The 15,999-nt window shown below is 72.9% G+C and carries 13 protein-coding genes and 1 pseudogene; 5 read left to right on the top strand and 9 right to left on the bottom strand.

The genetic code is table 11. The features are described 5' to 3' along the window. Nucleotides 1–91: 91 nt before the first annotated feature. Nucleotides 92–328: pseudogene (locus tag GA0074692_RS31215) on the top strand (integrase core domain-containing protein); the annotation flags it as partial. 388 nt (nucleotides 329–716) lie between these two features. On the opposite strand, the gene GA0074692_RS31205 reads toward GA0074692_RS31215, so the two are convergent. The 6 genes from GA0074692_RS31205 to GA0074692_RS31180 all read right to left on the bottom strand — a co-directional run bounded on the left by GA0074692_RS31205 (nucleotide 717) and on the right by GA0074692_RS31180 (nucleotide 7,449). After that, nucleotides 717–1,871 (bottom strand): arginase family protein, encoded by a 1,155-nt coding sequence (locus GA0074692_RS31205; protein WP_091651286.1) that lies wholly within the window; start codon nucleotides 1,869–1,871, stop codon nucleotides 717–719. A gap of 66 nt (nucleotides 1,872–1,937) precedes the next feature. After that, nucleotides 1,938–2,855, bottom strand: coding sequence for a tetratricopeptide repeat protein (locus GA0074692_RS31200; RefSeq protein WP_091651281.1), 918 nt, complete (start codon nucleotides 2,853–2,855; stop codon nucleotides 1,938–1,940). A gap of 126 nt (nucleotides 2,856–2,981) precedes the next feature. After that, nucleotides 2,982–4,670: a coenzyme B12-dependent isobutyryl-CoA mutase large subunit gene (icmA, locus tag GA0074692_RS31195; RefSeq protein ID WP_091651278.1), complete on the bottom strand. Its 1,689-nt coding sequence runs from the start codon at nucleotides 4,668–4,670 to the stop codon at nucleotides 2,982–2,984. A gap of 98 nt (nucleotides 4,671–4,768) precedes the next feature. Continuing rightward, nucleotides 4,769–5,182 carry an Asp23/Gls24 family envelope stress response protein gene (locus GA0074692_RS31190; RefSeq protein WP_091651275.1) on the bottom strand — a complete coding sequence of 138 codons (414 nt, stop codon included), beginning with the start codon at nucleotides 5,180–5,182 and terminating at the stop codon, nucleotides 4,769–4,771. Nucleotides 5,183–5,263: 81 nt separating this feature from the next. Next, a complete protein-coding gene (gene meaB / locus GA0074692_RS31185) occupies nucleotides 5,264–6,253 on the bottom strand; it encodes a methylmalonyl Co-A mutase-associated GTPase MeaB (protein ID WP_091651269.1) in 990 nt (329 codons plus the stop codon). Next, nucleotides 6,250–7,449: an acetyl-CoA C-acetyltransferase gene (locus GA0074692_RS31180; RefSeq protein WP_091651267.1), complete on the bottom strand. Its 1,200-nt coding sequence runs from the start codon at nucleotides 7,447–7,449 to the stop codon at nucleotides 6,250–6,252. The genes meaB and GA0074692_RS31180 overlap by 4 nt, the downstream gene beginning before the upstream one ends. 62 nt (nucleotides 7,450–7,511) lie before the next feature. Between GA0074692_RS31180 and mce the strand changes: the two genes are divergently transcribed. The 4 genes from mce to bla all read left to right on the top strand — a co-directional run bounded on the left by mce (nucleotide 7,512) and on the right by bla (nucleotide 12,746). Next, nucleotides 7,512–7,976 (top strand): methylmalonyl-CoA epimerase, encoded by a 465-nt coding sequence (gene mce / locus GA0074692_RS31175; protein ID WP_091651264.1) that lies wholly within the window; start codon nucleotides 7,512–7,514, stop codon nucleotides 7,974–7,976. Between the two features lie 413 nt (nucleotides 7,977–8,389). Then, a complete protein-coding gene (locus GA0074692_RS31170; RefSeq protein WP_091651261.1) occupies nucleotides 8,390–9,652 on the top strand; it encodes a DivIVA domain-containing protein in 1,263 nt (420 codons plus the stop codon). 182 nt (nucleotides 9,653–9,834) lie between these two features. Further along, a complete protein-coding gene (locus GA0074692_RS31165) occupies nucleotides 9,835–11,790 on the top strand; it encodes a coiled-coil domain-containing protein (protein ID WP_091651258.1) in 1,956 nt (651 codons plus the stop codon). Nucleotides 11,791–11,804: 14 nt separating this feature from the next. Next, nucleotides 11,805–12,746 carry a class A beta-lactamase gene (gene bla, locus GA0074692_RS31160; protein ID WP_091651257.1) on the top strand — a complete coding sequence of 314 codons (942 nt, stop codon included), beginning with the start codon at nucleotides 11,805–11,807 and terminating at the stop codon, nucleotides 12,744–12,746. A 136-nt stretch (nucleotides 12,747–12,882) separates the two neighbouring features. Here bla and GA0074692_RS31155 read toward each other — a convergent pair whose 3' ends face one another. From GA0074692_RS31155 to GA0074692_RS31145, 3 genes are all read right to left on the bottom strand, one after another. Then, nucleotides 12,883–13,683, bottom strand: a complete 801-nt coding sequence (locus tag GA0074692_RS31155; RefSeq protein ID WP_091651255.1) for an alpha/beta hydrolase — start codon at nucleotides 13,681–13,683, stop codon at nucleotides 12,883–12,885. A gap of 65 nt (nucleotides 13,684–13,748) precedes the next feature. Continuing rightward, nucleotides 13,749–14,075 carry a hypothetical protein gene (locus tag GA0074692_RS31150; protein ID WP_091651252.1) on the bottom strand — a complete coding sequence of 109 codons (327 nt, stop codon included), beginning with the start codon at nucleotides 14,073–14,075 and terminating at the stop codon, nucleotides 13,749–13,751. Nucleotides 14,076–14,162: 87 nt separating this feature from the next. Beyond that, nucleotides 14,163–15,947, bottom strand: a complete 1,785-nt coding sequence (locus GA0074692_RS31145) for a 3-hydroxyacyl-CoA dehydrogenase family protein (RefSeq protein WP_091651249.1) — start codon at nucleotides 15,945–15,947, stop codon at nucleotides 14,163–14,165. Between the last annotated feature and the right edge of the window lie 52 nt (nucleotides 15,948–15,999).

Genomic DNA, 15,999 nt, shown 5'->3' with positions numbered 1-15,999 from the left:
GGTCAGCGGTACAGGAACCATGCAGGATCCGTCCTCCGCAGCCACATAACATCACCAGCGGTCGTCTAGCGACGCGGTCCTTCAGCGCGAATCGATGGGGCGCGTCGGCGCCGCCGGCGACAACGCCGCCATGGAGTCCTTCTTCGGCCTCCTGCAGAACAACGTCCTGAACCGGCGCTCATGGGCCACCCGCGAGCAACTACGGATCGCGATCGTGACCTGGATCGAACGGACCTACCACCGCCGCAGACGACAACGGTCTCTGTCCCGGTTGACCCCCGTTGGATTCGAGACCACCCTGCACCCACCGGCCAGTCAGGCCGCGTGACTACACCTGTCACCTGTCGGTGCAGCAGACCCGACTGTACGGGCGCGCGGCCGTGCCGAGCGTCCCCGCCCACTCCGGTGCCACCGCCAGCCACCGCACCCGCCAGAGGAGGAAGCCGTGCCGCCGAACGACGGTCCATCGGACGATGTGCCCCTGCCGCCGTACGTCACGCGTGAGGACGTGCAGTTCGCGGTACGGGCGGTGGTCGTACACGCCAGGGAGGCCGGGCGGGACGGCCCAGTCTGGTGCGACTCCCGCACGACCGGCGGACGGTGTGTCCTACCCGCCGGTCACCTCGGCCCGTGCGGTCTGACGTCAAGCGGTAACGACCCGGAAGCCCGGACGTCGGCTGGCAACGACGGTCAGCGGCCGTAGACCTCGCCGTAGGTCATGCCCCCTCCAGGTTCCGCAGCACCTCGTCGAACGGAACCGGCTGCTGGCCATCCGCTACCCGCTCGCGCACCACGGCGAGGTCGTCGGCGTCATCCGGGGACGACCGGCTCGCAGTTGACGGGTCTGCGGCGGTCGGGAGCGACCGCTCCAGAAGGGCCTCGGGGAAGACGGCGGCGACGGCCGGGCGGGGTGTGGGGACCGGGGACGGCGGGAGCAGCCGGGGCGGGACCGCGCCCGGGGCGGTGACCGGGGCCAGGCCGGCGACCAGCGTGTTGACGATCTCGGCGGCGTAGGAGCCGTCCGGGTCGTAGTCGGGGTCGAAGACGGTGAGCTCGACGCCGAGGCAGTGCGGGGTGTCGACCAGGCCGGCGATCAGGATCTCCAGCTCGGCGAAGGCGATGCCACCCGGGTCGGGGGCGTCCACCGCCGGCATCACCGCCGGGTCGAGCACGTCCACGTCGACGTGCAGCCAGTAGCCGGCGCAGTCGGCGAGTTGCTCGTGGGCCCACTGCGCGGTGCGGGCCGCCCCCTCGGCGCGCAGCGCCGGCACCGGCCGGGTGACGATGCCGGCGGCCTGGAGGTCGAGGCGGTACTCGTCCTGGGCCCGGATGCCGAGCACCACCACGTCGACGTCCCGGAAGTACGGCCGGCGGCCCTCGATGGCGGCCAGGTCGGCCTGCCCGCGTCCGGTCACCAGGGCGAGGTCCTCGCCGGCGGCCGCGCCGACGTAGGAGGCGTTGCCGGGGTGCCGGAAGTCGGAGTGACCGTCCACGAAGACCAGGCCGATCCGGCCGCCGACCGCCTCACCGAGCCGGTGCATGGCCAGCGCGGAGCCGAGCAGGACGGAGCAGTCCCCGCCGAGCACCACCGGGAACTCACCCCGGTCGATGATGTCCCCGATCCGCCCGGCCAGCGCCACCGAGTACTCGGCGATCTCCCGGGCGTGGCACACCCCGTCGCCGGGGCGCCAGTCCTCCGGGTCGTACCGGGGTGGGGTGAGGCAGCCGGCGTCGCGGGCCCGCAGCCGGGCGAGCAGGCCCTGGTCACGCAGCGCCCCCGGGGCCTTGGCGCAGCCCGGCACGCTGGTCAGCGTGGGTGGGCGCAGGCCGAGGTTGGTCGGCGCGTCGAGGACGGCGATCCGGCGCATCATGGGCTCCCGTCCTCGGTCTGGTCGGGCGGGCCGGCCATCGCCGGCCCGCGCTGGCGTGAGGGGTGGTCAGAACAGGGCGCTGGCCAGGGCTCGGCGGGCCTTGCCGACTGCGGGGTCGTCCGGGCCGGCGATGGTGAACAGCGAGACCAGGTGCTGGCGGGCCTTCTCCCGGTCGTCGCCGGCCGTCCGCTTGACCAGGGCGATCAGCCGAGCGTACGCCGCTTCGGCCTGTCCGCTGAGCACCTCGACGTCGGCGGCGAGAAGTTGCGCCTCGACGTCGTCGTGGGCGGCCTCGGCGGCGGCGAAGACGGCGACCGGGTCGACGTTGCCCACCCGGCGGACCAGCCCGACCTGGGCCAGCCCGGCCTCGGCCGCGCCGTCCGCCGGGGTCTCGGCCAGGATCTTCCGGTACGCCGCCTCGGCCGCGTCGAGGTCGCCGGTCATCAGCGCGTCGTCGGCTTCGTCGAGGCGGGGGTCGCCGGCCGGCTCGACCGCGACGCCGCCGGCCTGGAGCACGGCCTGGATCCACTGCCGGAGCTGTGCCTCCGGCACCACGCCGGAGAAGGCGTCGATCGGCTGCCCGCCGACCACCGCGAAGACCATCGGAATGCCCTGCACCCGGAACATCTGGGCCAGCCGGGGGTTGGCCTCGACGTCGACCTTGGCGAGCACCCACGCGCCGCCGCCCTCAATGGCGAGCTTCTCCAGCACCGGGGAGAGCTGCTTGCAGGGTTCGCACCACTCGGCCCAGAAGTCGACCACGACCGGGGTGCTGAGGGAACGCTCCAGCACCTCGGACTGGAAGGTCGCCTCGGTGACGTCGATCACCGCGGCCCCGGCACCCGGTGTGGCACCGCCCGGCACGTTGGCGGGCGGGCCGCCCTGGGCGGGGGCGGTGGGGCGGGCGGGGGTGGAGGGGCGCAGGGCGCTGAGGTCGACCGCGCCGCGGGTGAAGATCGACGAGGTGATCCGTGGGTCGCTCATGGTTATCTAGTCTCGCACGTGCCACGCCCGGTTCAGTTCAGCCGACGTGCCGACACATGTGACTTCCACGGCTGGTCGTGGGCGGTGCGGGACGCCGGTGGGAGACCCGCACCGCCCACGCGGAAATCAGAACCGCGCCGGCTCCCGGTAGACGCCCCACTCGGCCCGCAGCGCGTCGCAGATCTCGCCGAGCGTCGCCTCGGCGCGGACCGCGTCGAGCATCGCCGGGATCATGTTCTCGTCGGTACGGCTGACCGCCACCATCCGCTCGACGGCGGCCCTGACCGCGTCGTTGTCCCGGCCGGCCTTGCGCTCGGCGAGCAGCTTGCGCTGCTCCAGCTCCACCTCGTGGGAGATGCGCAGGATCTCCAGCTCCTTGGCGATCGTGCCGGTGTGGCAGTTGACGCCGACGATCTTCTTCTCGCCCTTCTCCAGCGCCTGCTGGTAGACGAAGGCCGCCTCGGCGATCTGGCCGGTGAACCAGCCGTCCTCGATGCCCCGCAGGATGCCGGAGGTCATCGGGCCGATGGTGTGCGGACCGTCCCCGCCGAGCTGGCGGATCCGGGCGAAGATCTCCTCCGCCTCGGCCTCGATCCGGTCGGTGAGCGCCTCGACGTACCAGGAGCCGCCGAGCGGGTCGGCCACGTTGGTCACGCCGATCTCCTCCATCAGCACCTGCTGGGTACGCAGGGCGATCTCGGCGGACTCGTCGGTGGGCAGCGCGAGGGTCTCGTCTAGGGCGTTGGTGTGCAGCGAGTTGGTGCCGCCGAGCACCGCCGCCAGGGCCTCCACCGCCGTCCGGACCACGTTGTTGACCGGCTGCTGGGCGGTCAGCGACACCCCGGCGGTCTGCGTGTGGAACCGCATCCACATCGCCTTCTCGCTGGTGGCGCCGTAGACGTCCCGCAGCCAGCGGGCCCAGATCCGGCGGGCGGCGCGGAACTTGGCGATCTCCTCGAAGAAATCCACGTGCGAGTCGAAGAAGAAGCTCAGCCCGGGGGCGAAGACGTTCACGTCCAAGCCCCGGGACAGCCCCAGCTCGACGTAGCCGAAGCCGTCGGCGAGGGTGTACGCCAGCTCCTGCGCGGCGGTCGAGCCGGCCTCGCGGATGTGGTAGCCGGAGACCGACAGCGGCTTGTAGCGCGGGATGTCCCGGGCGCAGTACTCCATCAGGTCGCCGATCAGGCGCAGGTGCGGCTCGGGGTCGAAGAGCCACTCCTTCTGCGCGATGTACTCCTTGAAGATGTCGGTCTGGAGCGTGCCGTCGAGCGTGCCGATGTCGGCGCCCTGCCGCTCGGCGGCGACCAGGTACATGCAGAACACCGGCACCGCCGGGCCGGAGATGGTCATGCTGGTGGTGACCCCGGCCAGGTCGATGCCGTCGAAGAGCGCCTCCATGTCGACGGCGCTGTCGATGGCGACGCCGCAGTGGCCGACCTCGCCGAGCGACTGCGGGTCGTCGGAGTCCCGCCCCATCAGGGTGGGCATGTCGAAGGCCACGGAGAGGCCGCCGCCACCCGCGCCGAGGATCATCTTGTAGCGCTCGTTGGTCTGCTGGGCGTTGCCGAAGCCGGCGAACTGCCGGATCGTCCAGGCGCGTCCCCGGTAGCCGGTCGGGTGCAACCCCCGGGTGTACGGGTACTCCCCCGGCCAGCCGATGCGGTCGAAGCCCGGGTAGGCGACTCCCTCCGGCGGGCCGTAGACCGGCTCGACCTCCAGGCCGGAGAGCGTGGTGAAGTCCGCGTCCCGCTTGCGCGCGGCGTCGTACCGGGCCTGCCAGCGGGCCCGTCCGGCGGCGATCTCGTCGGCGTTCATGCGCAGGGCTCCTCCTCGGGTCCTTCGACTGCACGTCGAGTGTAGAGCGCAGCCTGAACGATCGCTAAGGCCAGTCGTGCCGTCCGCCCGGAGGCACGTCAGGCCGGCGGCGTCGCCAGGTCGCCCAGGGCCACGTCGTCGACCCGGATGTTGACCTCGTCGACCCGCAGCCCGTACGCCTCGACCGCCTGGGTGACGGCGGCCCGGACCCCGTTGGTCACCTCAGGCACCGGCCGACCGGCGTCGATCACGATCACCAGGTTCACCACCGCCGCGCCGTTGGTGACGTGCGCGGAGCAGCCGCGCCGAGCGTCGCCGACCTGGTCCAGACCGACCTTGTCGAGCACGGCGTTGAAGAACCGGGCCACGTCACCACCCAGCTCGGTCACCCCGGGGACGGACTTCGCGGCGGCCACCGCGATCTTCTCCACCACCTCGTCGGAGACCTGCGTCGTGCCACCCGCCACCGCGCCCGGCGTCCCGGTCAGCTCCTGTGTCGCCTCGTCAGCCATGCTCTCCCCCAAGACATCCATACCGCCCCAGGCCGTGCGGCGGTGCGAGCGTACTAGGCCGGGCGGGGCGACGGTGGACCTTCAGCTACCGAGCTGGGCCAGCAACTCGTCCGCCGCGGCGTACGGGTCCAGCGCCCCCTCGGCCACCCGGGCGGCGAGCGTCGGCAGCTCCGTACCGTCGCGCAGCGAGCCGATCCGGGCGCGGAGCACGCCGAGCGCGATCGCCTCGATCTCGGCGGCGGCCCGCGCCTCGCGCCGACGGCGCAGCTCACCGTGCTCGACCAGCCAGCCCCGGTGCTTGTCGATGGCGGCGGCGATGTCGTCGATCCCCTCGCCGCGCGCGGCGATCGAGCGGACCACCTGGGGCCGCCACTCGCCCGGCCCGCGCTCGCCCAGCGCGATCATGCCCTGGATGTCGCGGACGGTGGCGTCGGCGCCGTCCCGGTCGGCCTTGTTGACCACGAAGACGTCGGCGATCTCCAGGATGCCGGCCTTGACTGCCTGGATCGCGTCGCCCATGCCGGGAGCGAGCAGCACCAGCGTGGTGTCGGCGAGCGAGGCCACCTCGACCTCGGCCTGCCCGACCCCGACCGTCTCCACCAGCACCACGTCGCAGCCCGCGCCCTCCAGCACCCGGACCGCCTGCGGAGTGGCCGCCGAGAGCCCGCCGAGGTGCCCCCGGCTGGACATCGACCGGATGTAGACGCCGGGGTCGAGGGCGTGGTCCTGCATCCGGACCCGGTCGCCCAGGATCGCCCCGCCGGTGAACGGGCTGGACGGGTCCACGGCGAGTACCCCGACCCGGTGCCCGCGCGCCCGCAGCGCCCGGACCAGCTCGTTGGTGGTGGTCGACTTCCCCACCCCGGGCGAGCCGGTCAGCCCGACCACCTGGGCCTGCCCGGCGTACGGCGCGAGGGCCGCCGCGACCTGCGGCAGCACCTCGTCACCGGACTCGACCAGGGTGATCAGCCGGGCCACCGCGCGGGGGTCACCCGCGCGGGCCCGCTCGACCAGCAGGGGTACGTCCCGACTGCGCCGGATGGACGGCGCGGCGGTGCCCAGCTCGCTCACTGAGCGTTCTCGCCGGCACCGGGGACGTGGATGATCAGCGCGTCGCCCTGCCCGCCGCCACCGCAGAGCGCCGCCGCCCCGGTGCCGCCACCGCGCCGCTTCAACTCCAGCGCGAGGGTGAGCACCAGTCGGGCGCCGGACATGCCGATCGGGTGGCCGAGCGCGATCGCCCCGCCGTTCGGGTTGACGATCGCCGGGTCGACCCCGAGGTCGCGGGTGCTCTTGATGCCGACCGCCGCGAACGCCTCGTTGATCTCGATGAGGTCGAGATCCTCGATGCTCAACCCGCCCTTCTTCAGGGCGTGCACGATCGCGTTCGACGGCTGCGAGTGCAGGGAGTTGTCCGGCCCGGCCACGTTGCCGTGCGCGCCGACCTCGGCCAGCCAGGTCAGCCCCAGCTCCTTGGCCTTGGCCTTGCTCATCACCACCACGGCGGCGGCCCCGTCGGAGATCGGCGACGCGCTGCCCGCGGTGATCGTGCCGTCCTTGGTGAACGCCGGACGGAGCTTGGCCAGCGACTCGACGGTGGTGTCCGGGCGGATGCCCTCGTCCTCGCTGATCACCAGCGGGTCGCCCTTGCGCTGCGGGATCAGCACCGGGGTGATCTCGTCGGCGAAGTGGCCGTTCTTCTGCGCGGCGGCCGCCTTCTGGTGGCTGGCCGCGGCGAAGGCGTCCTGCTCCTCGCGGGTGATGTTGTGCTTCACGCCGTGCCGCTCGGTGGACTCGCCCATCGCGCAGCAGTCCCAGGCGTCGGTGAGGCCGTCCAGCGCCATGTGGTCCTTCACCGTCACGTCGCCGTACTTGTAGCCGCCGCGCTGACCGAGCAGCAGGTGCGGGGCGTTGGTCATCGACTCCATGCCGCCGGCCACCACGATGTCGAACTCGCCGGCCCGGATGAGCTGGTCGGCCAGGGCGATCGCGTCCAGCCCGGAGAGGCAGACCTTGTTGATGTTCAGCGCCGGTACGGACATCGGGATGCCCGCCTCGACCGCCGCCTGCCGGGCCGGCATCTGCCCCGCACCGGCCTGGAGCACCTGCCCCATGATCACGTACTGCACCTGTTCCGGGGCGACCCCGGCACGCTCCAACGCGGCCTTGATCGCTACTCCGCCGAGCTTCGTCGCGGAGAGGTCCTTGAGGTTGCCCAGCAGGCGCCCCATCGGGGTCCGCGCGCCGCTGACGATCACCGAAGCCATGTCTGCCTCCGAGGGGGTACCGAACCTGTACGCCTTAACGACTGTTCGGTCAGACTAACGCCATGGCAGAGATCTCCCCCGACAAGCCCGCTGCGGACTACGTCACAGACATCGGTATCCGCCGAATCGACCACGTGGGTGTGGCGGTCGCCGACCTTGACAAGGCGATCGACTTCTACCAGCAAACCTTCGGCATGCGCTGCGTGCACACCGAGACCAACACCGAGCAGGGGGTCCGCGAGGCGATGCTGGCGGTCGGCCCGACCACCGAGGGTGGCTGCCTGCAACTGCTCGCCCCGCTCACTCCGGAGTCGACGATCGCGAAGTTCCTGGACCGCAACGGGCCGGGGGTGCAGCAGGTCGCGTACACCGTCACCGACATCGACGCGGCCTGCGCGGCGCTGCGCGAGCGCGGCCTGCGGTTGCTTTACGACACCCCGCGCCGGGGCACCGCCGACTCCCGGATCAACTTCGTCCACCCGAAGGACGCCGGCGGCGTCCTCGTCGAGCTGGTCCAGCCCGCCTGAGGTGGCCGCCGGGGCCCCGGTCACCGCTCAGCGTCGGGCCGGGGCCCCGGCCACCGATCGAATCGAGGTCCCGGAGCCGGGCTCCGCCGCGCGGCGCCGGACGCGGTCGGCCGGTGGCGGCCATCGAGGACCTCCGGGGGAACCGGATCGTCATTGCGTGTCCGGCATTGGCTTTCGTCGGTGCTCGACCGGCACCGAATCGATCGATACCGACGGTGACCCGAAAAACGGCGACCCGGCGGGCGGCGGTTCTTTTCCGGTCTACCAGGTACGCCGCACACCCCGGCCCGGAGCTGCCAAGATCGCCTGTCCGGTACCGGCCACCGAGCGCGTGGGAGGTGACCAGGTAAAGAGGACAAAAAGCTCCGCACCGCTCTTGCGAAGCACCCCGGGGCGTCTGCGAGTATGGGCCAATGCCCCAGCAGCAGTCCTCCCCTCTCGCGTTCTTCGATAACGCGAACTCCCAGCCGGATTTCACCGTTGGCCTGCGCGGATACAACACAGGACAGGTCGACGACTTCATCGGACGGCTGACCGCCGCGCTGACCCAGTCCGAGCAGGCCCGCGCCGAGGCCGAGCAGCGGATGAACGACGCACAGCGTCGGCTCCGCCAGGCTGAGCAGCGGCTCGCGGCGCTGGAGCAGAAGCTCGCCGAGACCAACAAGCAGCTCGAGGAGAACAACCGGCCGACCCTCTCCGGCCTCGGTACCCGGGTCGAGCAGATCCTGCGGCTCGCCGAGGAGCAGGCCAACGACCACCGCAACGAGGCCAAGCGCGAGTCCGAGGGCATCCTCTCCGCGGCCCGCCTCGAAGCCCGCGAGATCACCGACAAGGCGCGGGCCGAGGCGGCGGCGATGAAGGCCACCGCCGAGCGGGAGGCGGGCGGCGTCCGCACCACCGCGGAGCGGGAGGCGGCCGAGGTCCGGGTGCAGGCCCGCCGCGAGGCCGACACGCTGCGCGCCGACGCCGAGCGGGAGACCAAGCAGCTCCGCACGGTCACCGCGCACGAGGTCGCCGAGCTGAAGTCCACTGTCGAGCGTGAGGTGGCCACCCTGCGCGCCACCGCCGAACGGGAGATCACCCAGCAGCGGGCCAAGGCCGCCCGCGAGGCCGAGGAGAAGCGCGCCGAGGCGACCAAGCTCCTCACCGACGCCCGCGACAAGCGGGACAAGGACCTCCAGGCCCTGGAGCTGCAGCTCGCCGAGCGGCGCGAGAAGGCCGAGCGCGAGGAGTCCGAGCGGCACGCCGCGCAGGTCGCACAGACCCAGAAGCTGGTCGGCGAGGCCGAGCAGCGGGCCCGCGCCGCGCAGGAGCGCGCCAAGGAAATCGAGCAGCGCGCCGAGACCCGCCGGGTCGAGTCCGAGCGCACCGCCGCCGACACCGTCGACAAGGCCAAGTCACTGGCCGAGAAGACCCTCAACGAGGCGAAGGCCGAGGCGCAGCGCCTGCTCACCGAGGCGCGCACCGAGGCGGAGCTGACCACCCAGGCCGCGCGTCGGGAGGTCGACGACCTCACCCGCCAGAAGGACGCGGTCACCGCGCAACTCGGTCAGATGCTCTCCGGTCTCGCCGGCATCGTGCCGGGCGTGCCCCCGCAGCAGAAGGCCGAGACGCCCGCCCCCAAGAAGGCCGAGGAGGCCGCCGCCGAGCCGGTGTCCGCGGAGAAGTCCAGCTGACGGCCCGCGCATCGATCGGGGCATGAGTCGTACGGCGCGGGGTGTCACCTTGAACGGGTGCACCCCGCGCCGTACGCTGCCCACCGAAGCCGATCGACACCTCCCCCCGCGCGGGTGAACTGGGTCCCATCGTCGCCGTGCGTATTGCCGCACCGGGGCCGAAGCCGTGTGAGGATGGGGATATGTCGCACGGCGAGGAACTGTTCGCTCTCGGCGGGGAAGTGACCACGGAGCCCAGCTTCGAGTCCGCCCTGCGGGGGTACGAGAAACGACAGGTCGACCGGTACGTGGCTCGTGCCGAGCACGAGATCGCGGCGCTGACAGCCGAACGGGAACAGGCGTACACACACATCCACAAGCTCGCGGGCCAGGTGGAGGTGCTCCAGCGCGACCTGGCGCAGGTGCGTAAGCAGAACGCCGTGGTGGACCGGGCGTCGTTCCGGCATCTGGGGCCCCGGGTGGAGCAGATCCTCACCCTCGCCGAGGAACAGGCCGACGACATCCTCGCCTCGGCCAGCGAAGAGATCGAGGCGCGGCGCACGGCGGCCGAGCACATCATCGAGGAAGCCCGTGAGCAGGCCGCGAAGGCCCTGAAGGACTTCGAACTCGCGCTGACCGTCCGGCGGGCCGAGGAGGAGCAGCACAGCAAGGCCCGACGGGCCGAGGCGGAGGCGACGGTCACCGCCGCCCGGGAGGAGGCGGCCCGGATCCGGGAGGCCGCGCAGACCGCGCTGACCAAGGCCCAGCAGGAGGCCACCCAGCTCCGCGACGCCGCCAAGGAGATCCACAACCGGGCTCAGCAGGAGGCGACGAAGCTGCGCGAGGCGGCCCGGGAGGCGCACGCCAAGGCCCAGCAGGAGGCCACCCAGCTCCGCGACGCGGCCAAAGAGGTGCATCTGAAGGCGCAGCAGGACGCCAAGCGCCTGACCGACCAGGCCACCGAGGCCGGCCGGGCGACGCACGCCAAGGCCCAGCAGGAGGCCAAGAAACTCACCGACCAGGCCGCCGAGGCGGCGCAGGCCACCCGGGCCAAGGCCCAGCAGGAAGCGGACCAGCTCACCAAGCAGACGGCCGAGACGGCCAAGCGCAACCGGGCCGAGACCGAGGCGTACGTGCAGCGGATGCGCACCGAAACCGAGGCGTACGTCCAGCAGGCCCGCGCGCAGACCCAGCAGGAACTGGGCACCTGGCGGGCCGGGGTGGAGAAGGAGCTCAAGGCGCAGCGGGAGACGGCCGAGCGGGAGCTGACCCAGCGCCGGGAGACCGCCGACCGGGAGTTCACGACCCGCCGCGAGGAGCTGGAGCGGGAGTACACCGCCCGCCGCGACGAGATCGAGCAGGGGGCGGCCGGGATCCGGCAGGAGGCCGAACAGGCTGCGGCGGCCCTGCGGCAGACCGCCGAACAGGAGGTCACGACGCTGCGCCGGGACACCGAGCAGGAGGTGGCGACGCTGCGCCGTGAGGCCGAGGAGCGGGCCGAGCAGGTGCTCCGCGAGGCCGAGGCGGAGGCCGTCACGAAGCGGCGCAAGGCCGACGAGCACATGGTGACGTCCCGCCGGCAGTTCGAGGAGTACGCGGCCACCACCCAGCAGCACCTGGCGACGACCCAGCAGCACCTGGCCGCCACCCAGCAGGAGGTCGCCGCCGGCCGGCAGCAGTTGGCCCAGGTGATGCTGGAGATCGCCCAGGCCCAGCAGGAGCTGGCCGACCTGCGGCAGGAGACCTGGCAGTCCCGGCAGGAGTCCGACGACCTCCAGCAGGCCCTGGAGGAGATCCGTCAGCAGCTCGGCGGCGAGCGGTCCCGGCTGGCCGAGACGGACACCTCGGTCCGGCAGGCCGGCGAGTCGGCGGCCCGGGCGCAGGCGGAGGCCCGCCGGATCGCCGAGGTCGCCGCCGACGGCGACGCCGGCAAGCCGAAGGCCCGGCCGGTGGCCGAACCGGTGACCACCCTGGACGGCGGGGCCGCCAGCTCGGGGGTCGACGGTGAGCCGACGGTGGCGGCGGTTCCCGGTGAGGGAGGCCGCGGTGCCACCCCGACGAAGATCACCAGCACCGGTGAGGGCGGGAAGCGACCGACCAAGCCGACCACCGACGAGCGCAGCGCGAAGCCGACGAAGGTAACGGTCGAGTCGGAGTAACCGATACTCCTGGCATGAATCCGACGAAACGCGTTCGGCTGGCGGTGGCGGGTGCCACCGCCGCCGGGCTCCTCGGGTTGGTCGCCTGCGGCACGGGGGTACCCGCCTCCCCTGCTCCGGCACCGACCAACGCCATCGCTCCGGTACCGACCAGCACCACCGGGTCGACACCGGCCGTGGACCCGGGGTTCGGTGCGCTGGAGGCACGGTTCGGGGCACGGCTCGGCGTCTACGCGGTCGACACCGGTTCCGGCGTCACCGTCGTCCACCGCCCCGACGAGCGCTTCGCCTACGCCTCCACGTTCAAGGCGCTGGCCGCCGCCGCCCTGCTGGACGCGACCAGCACCGCGGAACTCGGCCGGGTCGTCCGCTACACCCGGGACGACCTGGTGCCGCACTCCCCGGTCACCGAGCGGCACGTCACCACCGGCATGCCGCTGCGCGACCTCGCCGACGCGGCGGTGCGGTACAGCGACAACACCGCGGCCAACCTGGTGCTGGCCGAACTCGGCGGACCGCCCGGGTTCGCCGGACACCTGCGGGCACTCGGCGACCGGACGACCAGGCCGGCGCGTACCGAGCCCGCCCTCAACCGGACCGCCCCGGGCGACGACCGGGACACCAGCACGCCCCGGGCGCTCGCCACCAACCTGCACGCGTACGTGCTGGGCGACGCGCTGAGCGCCGAGGACCGCGCGCTGCTCACCGACTGGCTGCGCCGCAACACCACCGGCCACAAGCTGGTCCGGGCCGGCGTGCCGGCCGGCTGGACGGTCGGCGACAAGACCGGCACGGCCGGCTTCGGCACCCGGAACGACATCGCGGTGCTCTGGCCGCCCGAGGGCGCCCCGGTGGTGATGGCCGTGCTCTCCAGCCGGGACGTCCGGGACGCGAAACCCGACGACGCCCTGATCGCCGAGGCCACCCGGCTGACGATCGACGCCCTGGGCCGCTGACCCCCGGGCCGGGTGGCGGTCCGGCGCGGGGTCGGCCCGGCACCCGACCGGTCGCGGGCCCGGGTCCGCTCAGGGGTTGGGGCAGCTCAGGGATCGGCGGCCAGCGACACCGGCCGGCTTCAGCTCAGGAGTTGGGTCAGTTCGCGGGCGGGCCGGGGACCGGCCGGTCGGCGAACGAGGCCACCGTCCGATCGGCGTATGTGCTGGCGTCACCGGTCTCCATCGGGCCGTCCCAGGTGGTGGGCAGCGGCACCGGCACCGCCGGGTTCACCCGACGGACCACCTCGTCGAGGACGGTCTCGGCGTCCCCCACCCAGAGGTGCTTCGCCCCGGGCACCCCCACCACCTCGGCCTGCGGCACCGCCGCGAACCGCTGCCGGGCCTCGTCCGGGCGGAGGTAGTCGTCGAACTCGGGCACCAGCGCGACCAACGGCTTGCCGTTGGCGGCCCAGACGGCCAGGTCCTCCGGGGTGGAGAAGCGCAGTGGCGGGGAGAGCAGGATGGCACCGGTGACCGCCGGGTCGCAGCCGTACTTCAGGGTCAGGTCAGTACCGAAGGACCAGCCGAGCAGCCAGACGTTCGGCAGCTCGGCGAACTCGGCGTACTCGATCGCGGCGGCCACGTCGTACCGCTCGCCGACCGCGTTGTCGAACTCGCCCTCGCTGCTGCCCCGGACGCTGCTGGTGCCCCGCGTGTTGAACCGGAGCACGGCCAGGTCGGCCAGGGCCGGCAGCCGCCAGGCGGCCTTGCGGAGGACGTGGCTGTCCATCATCCCGCCGTGGGTGGGCAGCGGATGCAGGCAGACCAGGGTGGCCACCGGCGCGCGGTCGAGCGGTCGGGCCAGCTCGCCGACGAGGGTCAGGCCGTCCGCGGTGTGCAGTTCGATGTCCTCGCGGTGCCCCGGCAGGATCGAGGAGGCACGGATCGGGGTGCTCACCCGTCCAGTCTCCCGCCTGAGCGGTCCGCGCGTCGGGCGAGGGGCCACCGGGTGACCGAGATCGCTCAACCGTGGCGCGGGGCGCCGCGTCCGCGCTGGACCACCGGCCCGCGCCGGTCCCGGGCCCGCCAGCACCCGCTGTGCCAGTGCCGGCGGTCGGTGAGGTCGCCCCGCCCGTCCGCCGGCCAGGCCACCAGGTGCGCCACCCCCGGGCGGATCTCCTGGTCACACCCGGGGCAGCGGTACGTCTTGGTCGACGCGCCGCCGCTGATGCCGCGTACCTGCCACTCGCCGTCCCGCCACTGCTCCACGCTGGGGACACCGTGACGGGCCCGGTCGGAGTCCAGGTGGGCGGTGTCGTCACGGCGGGGGCGGTTGCGACGCGGGCTCACGCCGTCCAGCGTACGGGCGTGCGCCGACCCCCAGCACCACGGCCGGGTCCGGCCACCGCGCTGCCGCGACGGCCGTGCCCGGTGCGGTCAGCGCTGGGTGTGGTCGCGGAACCCGCGACCGCTTTCGCGGCCCAGGTAGCCGGCGGTGACTAGGTGTTCCAGCAGCGGCGCGGGCGCCAGGCCGGGCTCCCGCAGCTCCCGGTAGAGCGCCCGCTGGGTGTCCAGGGCGACGTCCAGGCCGACCGTGTCCAGCAGTTCGAAGGGACCCGTCGGGTAGCCGCAGCCCAGCTTCATCGCGTGGTCGACGTCGTCGACGGTGGAGTAGTTCGCCTCCAGCATCCGCACCGCGTCGTTCAGGTACGGGAAGAGCAGCGCGTTGACGATGAACCCGGCCCGGTCGCCGCAGACCACGCCGGTCCCGCCGAGCCGCTCGACGACCGCGCGGGCGGTCGCCAGCGCCTCCGCCGAGGTGCGGATGGTCCGGACGATCTCCACCAGCGGCACCATCGGGACCGGGTCGAAGAAGTGCAGCCCGACCACGTCGGCAGGGCGCTGGGTGGCCGTCGCCAGCTCGATCACCGACAGCGTGGCGGTGGTGGTGGCCAGCACCACGCCCGGCTTGCAGATCTCGTCGAGGCTGGCGAGGAGGGCCTTCTTGGCGCCGACCTCCTCGGCCACCGCCTCGATCACCAGGTCGACGTCGGCGAGGTGGTCGAGCGTCGTCGACCAGGTGATCCGGGCGAGCGCGGCGTCCCGGTCGGCCTCGGTGGACCGGCCCCCGGCCACGCCCTCGTCCAGCGCGGGCGTGAGCGCCGCCCGGACCGGACGCTCCTCGCCCCGGGTCACCGACACCACGTCGTAGCCGGCGTGGGCGAGGGCCTCGACGATCCCGGTGGCCGTCGGGCCGCCACCGACCACACCGATCTTGGCGACCGCCCGCGCGCCGTCGGCGGGCGCGGTCTCCGTCGCCACCGGCGTCCGGTCGTCCGGTACGACCACCGGCGAGCCCGGCCGCTCGTAGGTGTAGAAGCCCCGGCCGGACTTCCGGCCAAGCAGCCCCGCGGTGACCATCTGCCGGAGCAGCGGCGCGGGCGCGTGCCGCCGGTCCCGACCGCCCCGCCGGTACACCGTGTCGAGGATCTCGTACGCGACGTCTAGGCCGATCAGGTCCAGCAGCGTCAGCGGACCCATCGGCAGGCCGCCGCCGAGCTTCATCGCTGCGTCGATGTCCTCCCGGCTGGCGTACTGCGCCTCGAGCATCCCGATGGCCTGGTTGAGGTAGCCGAAGAGCAGGAAGTTGGCGATGAAGCCGGCCCGGTCACCGATGGTGACGCCAACCTTGCCCAGCCGGCGGCAGAACGCCTCGACGTCGGCCACCACCTCGGGGGCGGTGACCACCGTCCGGATCACCTCGACCAGCTTCATCACCGGTGCCGGGTTGAAGAAGTGGACGCCGACCACCCGCTGCGGGCGCTCGGTGGCGACGGCGATCTCGGTGACGCTCAGCGAGGAGGTGTTGGTGGCGAGGATGGCCTCCGGCCGGCAGATCCGGTCGAGTTCGGCGAAGAGTCGCCGCTTCAGGTCGAGTCGTTCGGGGACGGCCTCGATCACCAGGTCCACCGCGTCCAGGGCGGCCAGTCCGACGGCGAAGCGCACCCGGCCCAGCAGGGCGTCCCGGTCGGCGGGGGTGAGCCTGCCCCGGGCCACCGCCCGATCGGTCGACCGGGTCAGCGTCGCGCGGCCGCGCTCCAGCGCCTCCTCGGAGATCTCCACCGCCACGACGTCGACGCCGTTGCGGGCGAACACCTCGACGATTCCGGCACCCATGGTGCCCAGTCCGACAACGCCCACGCTGGTGAACTCGCGCGCCACGACCGGCCTCCCGTCGCTTCCGGACCGCCACATGAACGGTCGCTAAGGTTCT

The sequence above is a fragment of the Micromonospora pallida genome (assembly GCF_900090325.1).
Classification (GTDB): domain Bacteria; phylum Actinomycetota; class Actinomycetes; order Mycobacteriales; family Micromonosporaceae; genus Micromonospora; species Micromonospora pallida.
Note: the sequence above shows the minus strand (reverse complement) of the source record. Positions and strands in the feature narration are given on the sequence as shown.

Excerpts from the sequence above, each read along its gene's own strand:
- GA0074692_RS31205 (WP_091651286.1), bottom strand. The coding sequence starts at position 1,871 with ATGATGCGCCGGATCGCCGTCCTCGACGCGCCGACCAACCTCGGCCTG.
- GA0074692_RS31200 (WP_091651281.1), bottom strand. The coding sequence starts at position 2,855 with ATGAGCGACCCACGGATCACCTCGTCGATCTTCACCCGCGGCGCGGTC.
- icmA (WP_091651278.1), bottom strand. The coding sequence starts at position 4,670 with ATGAACGCCGACGAGATCGCCGCCGGACGGGCCCGCTGGCAGGCCCGG.
- GA0074692_RS31190 (WP_091651275.1), bottom strand. The coding sequence starts at position 5,182 with ATGGCTGACGAGGCGACACAGGAGCTGACCGGGACGCCGGGCGCGGTG.
- GA0074692_RS31180 (WP_091651267.1), bottom strand. The coding sequence starts at position 7,449 with ATGGCTTCGGTGATCGTCAGCGGCGCGCGGACCCCGATGGGGCGCCTG.
- mce (WP_091651264.1), top strand. The coding sequence starts at position 7,512 with ATGGCAGAGATCTCCCCCGACAAGCCCGCTGCGGACTACGTCACAGAC.
- GA0074692_RS31170 (WP_091651261.1), top strand. The coding sequence starts at position 8,390 with ATGCCCCAGCAGCAGTCCTCCCCTCTCGCGTTCTTCGATAACGCGAAC.
- GA0074692_RS31165 (WP_091651258.1), top strand. The coding sequence starts at position 9,835 with ATGTCGCACGGCGAGGAACTGTTCGCTCTCGGCGGGGAAGTGACCACG.
- bla (WP_091651257.1), top strand. The coding sequence starts at position 11,805 with ATGAATCCGACGAAACGCGTTCGGCTGGCGGTGGCGGGTGCCACCGCC.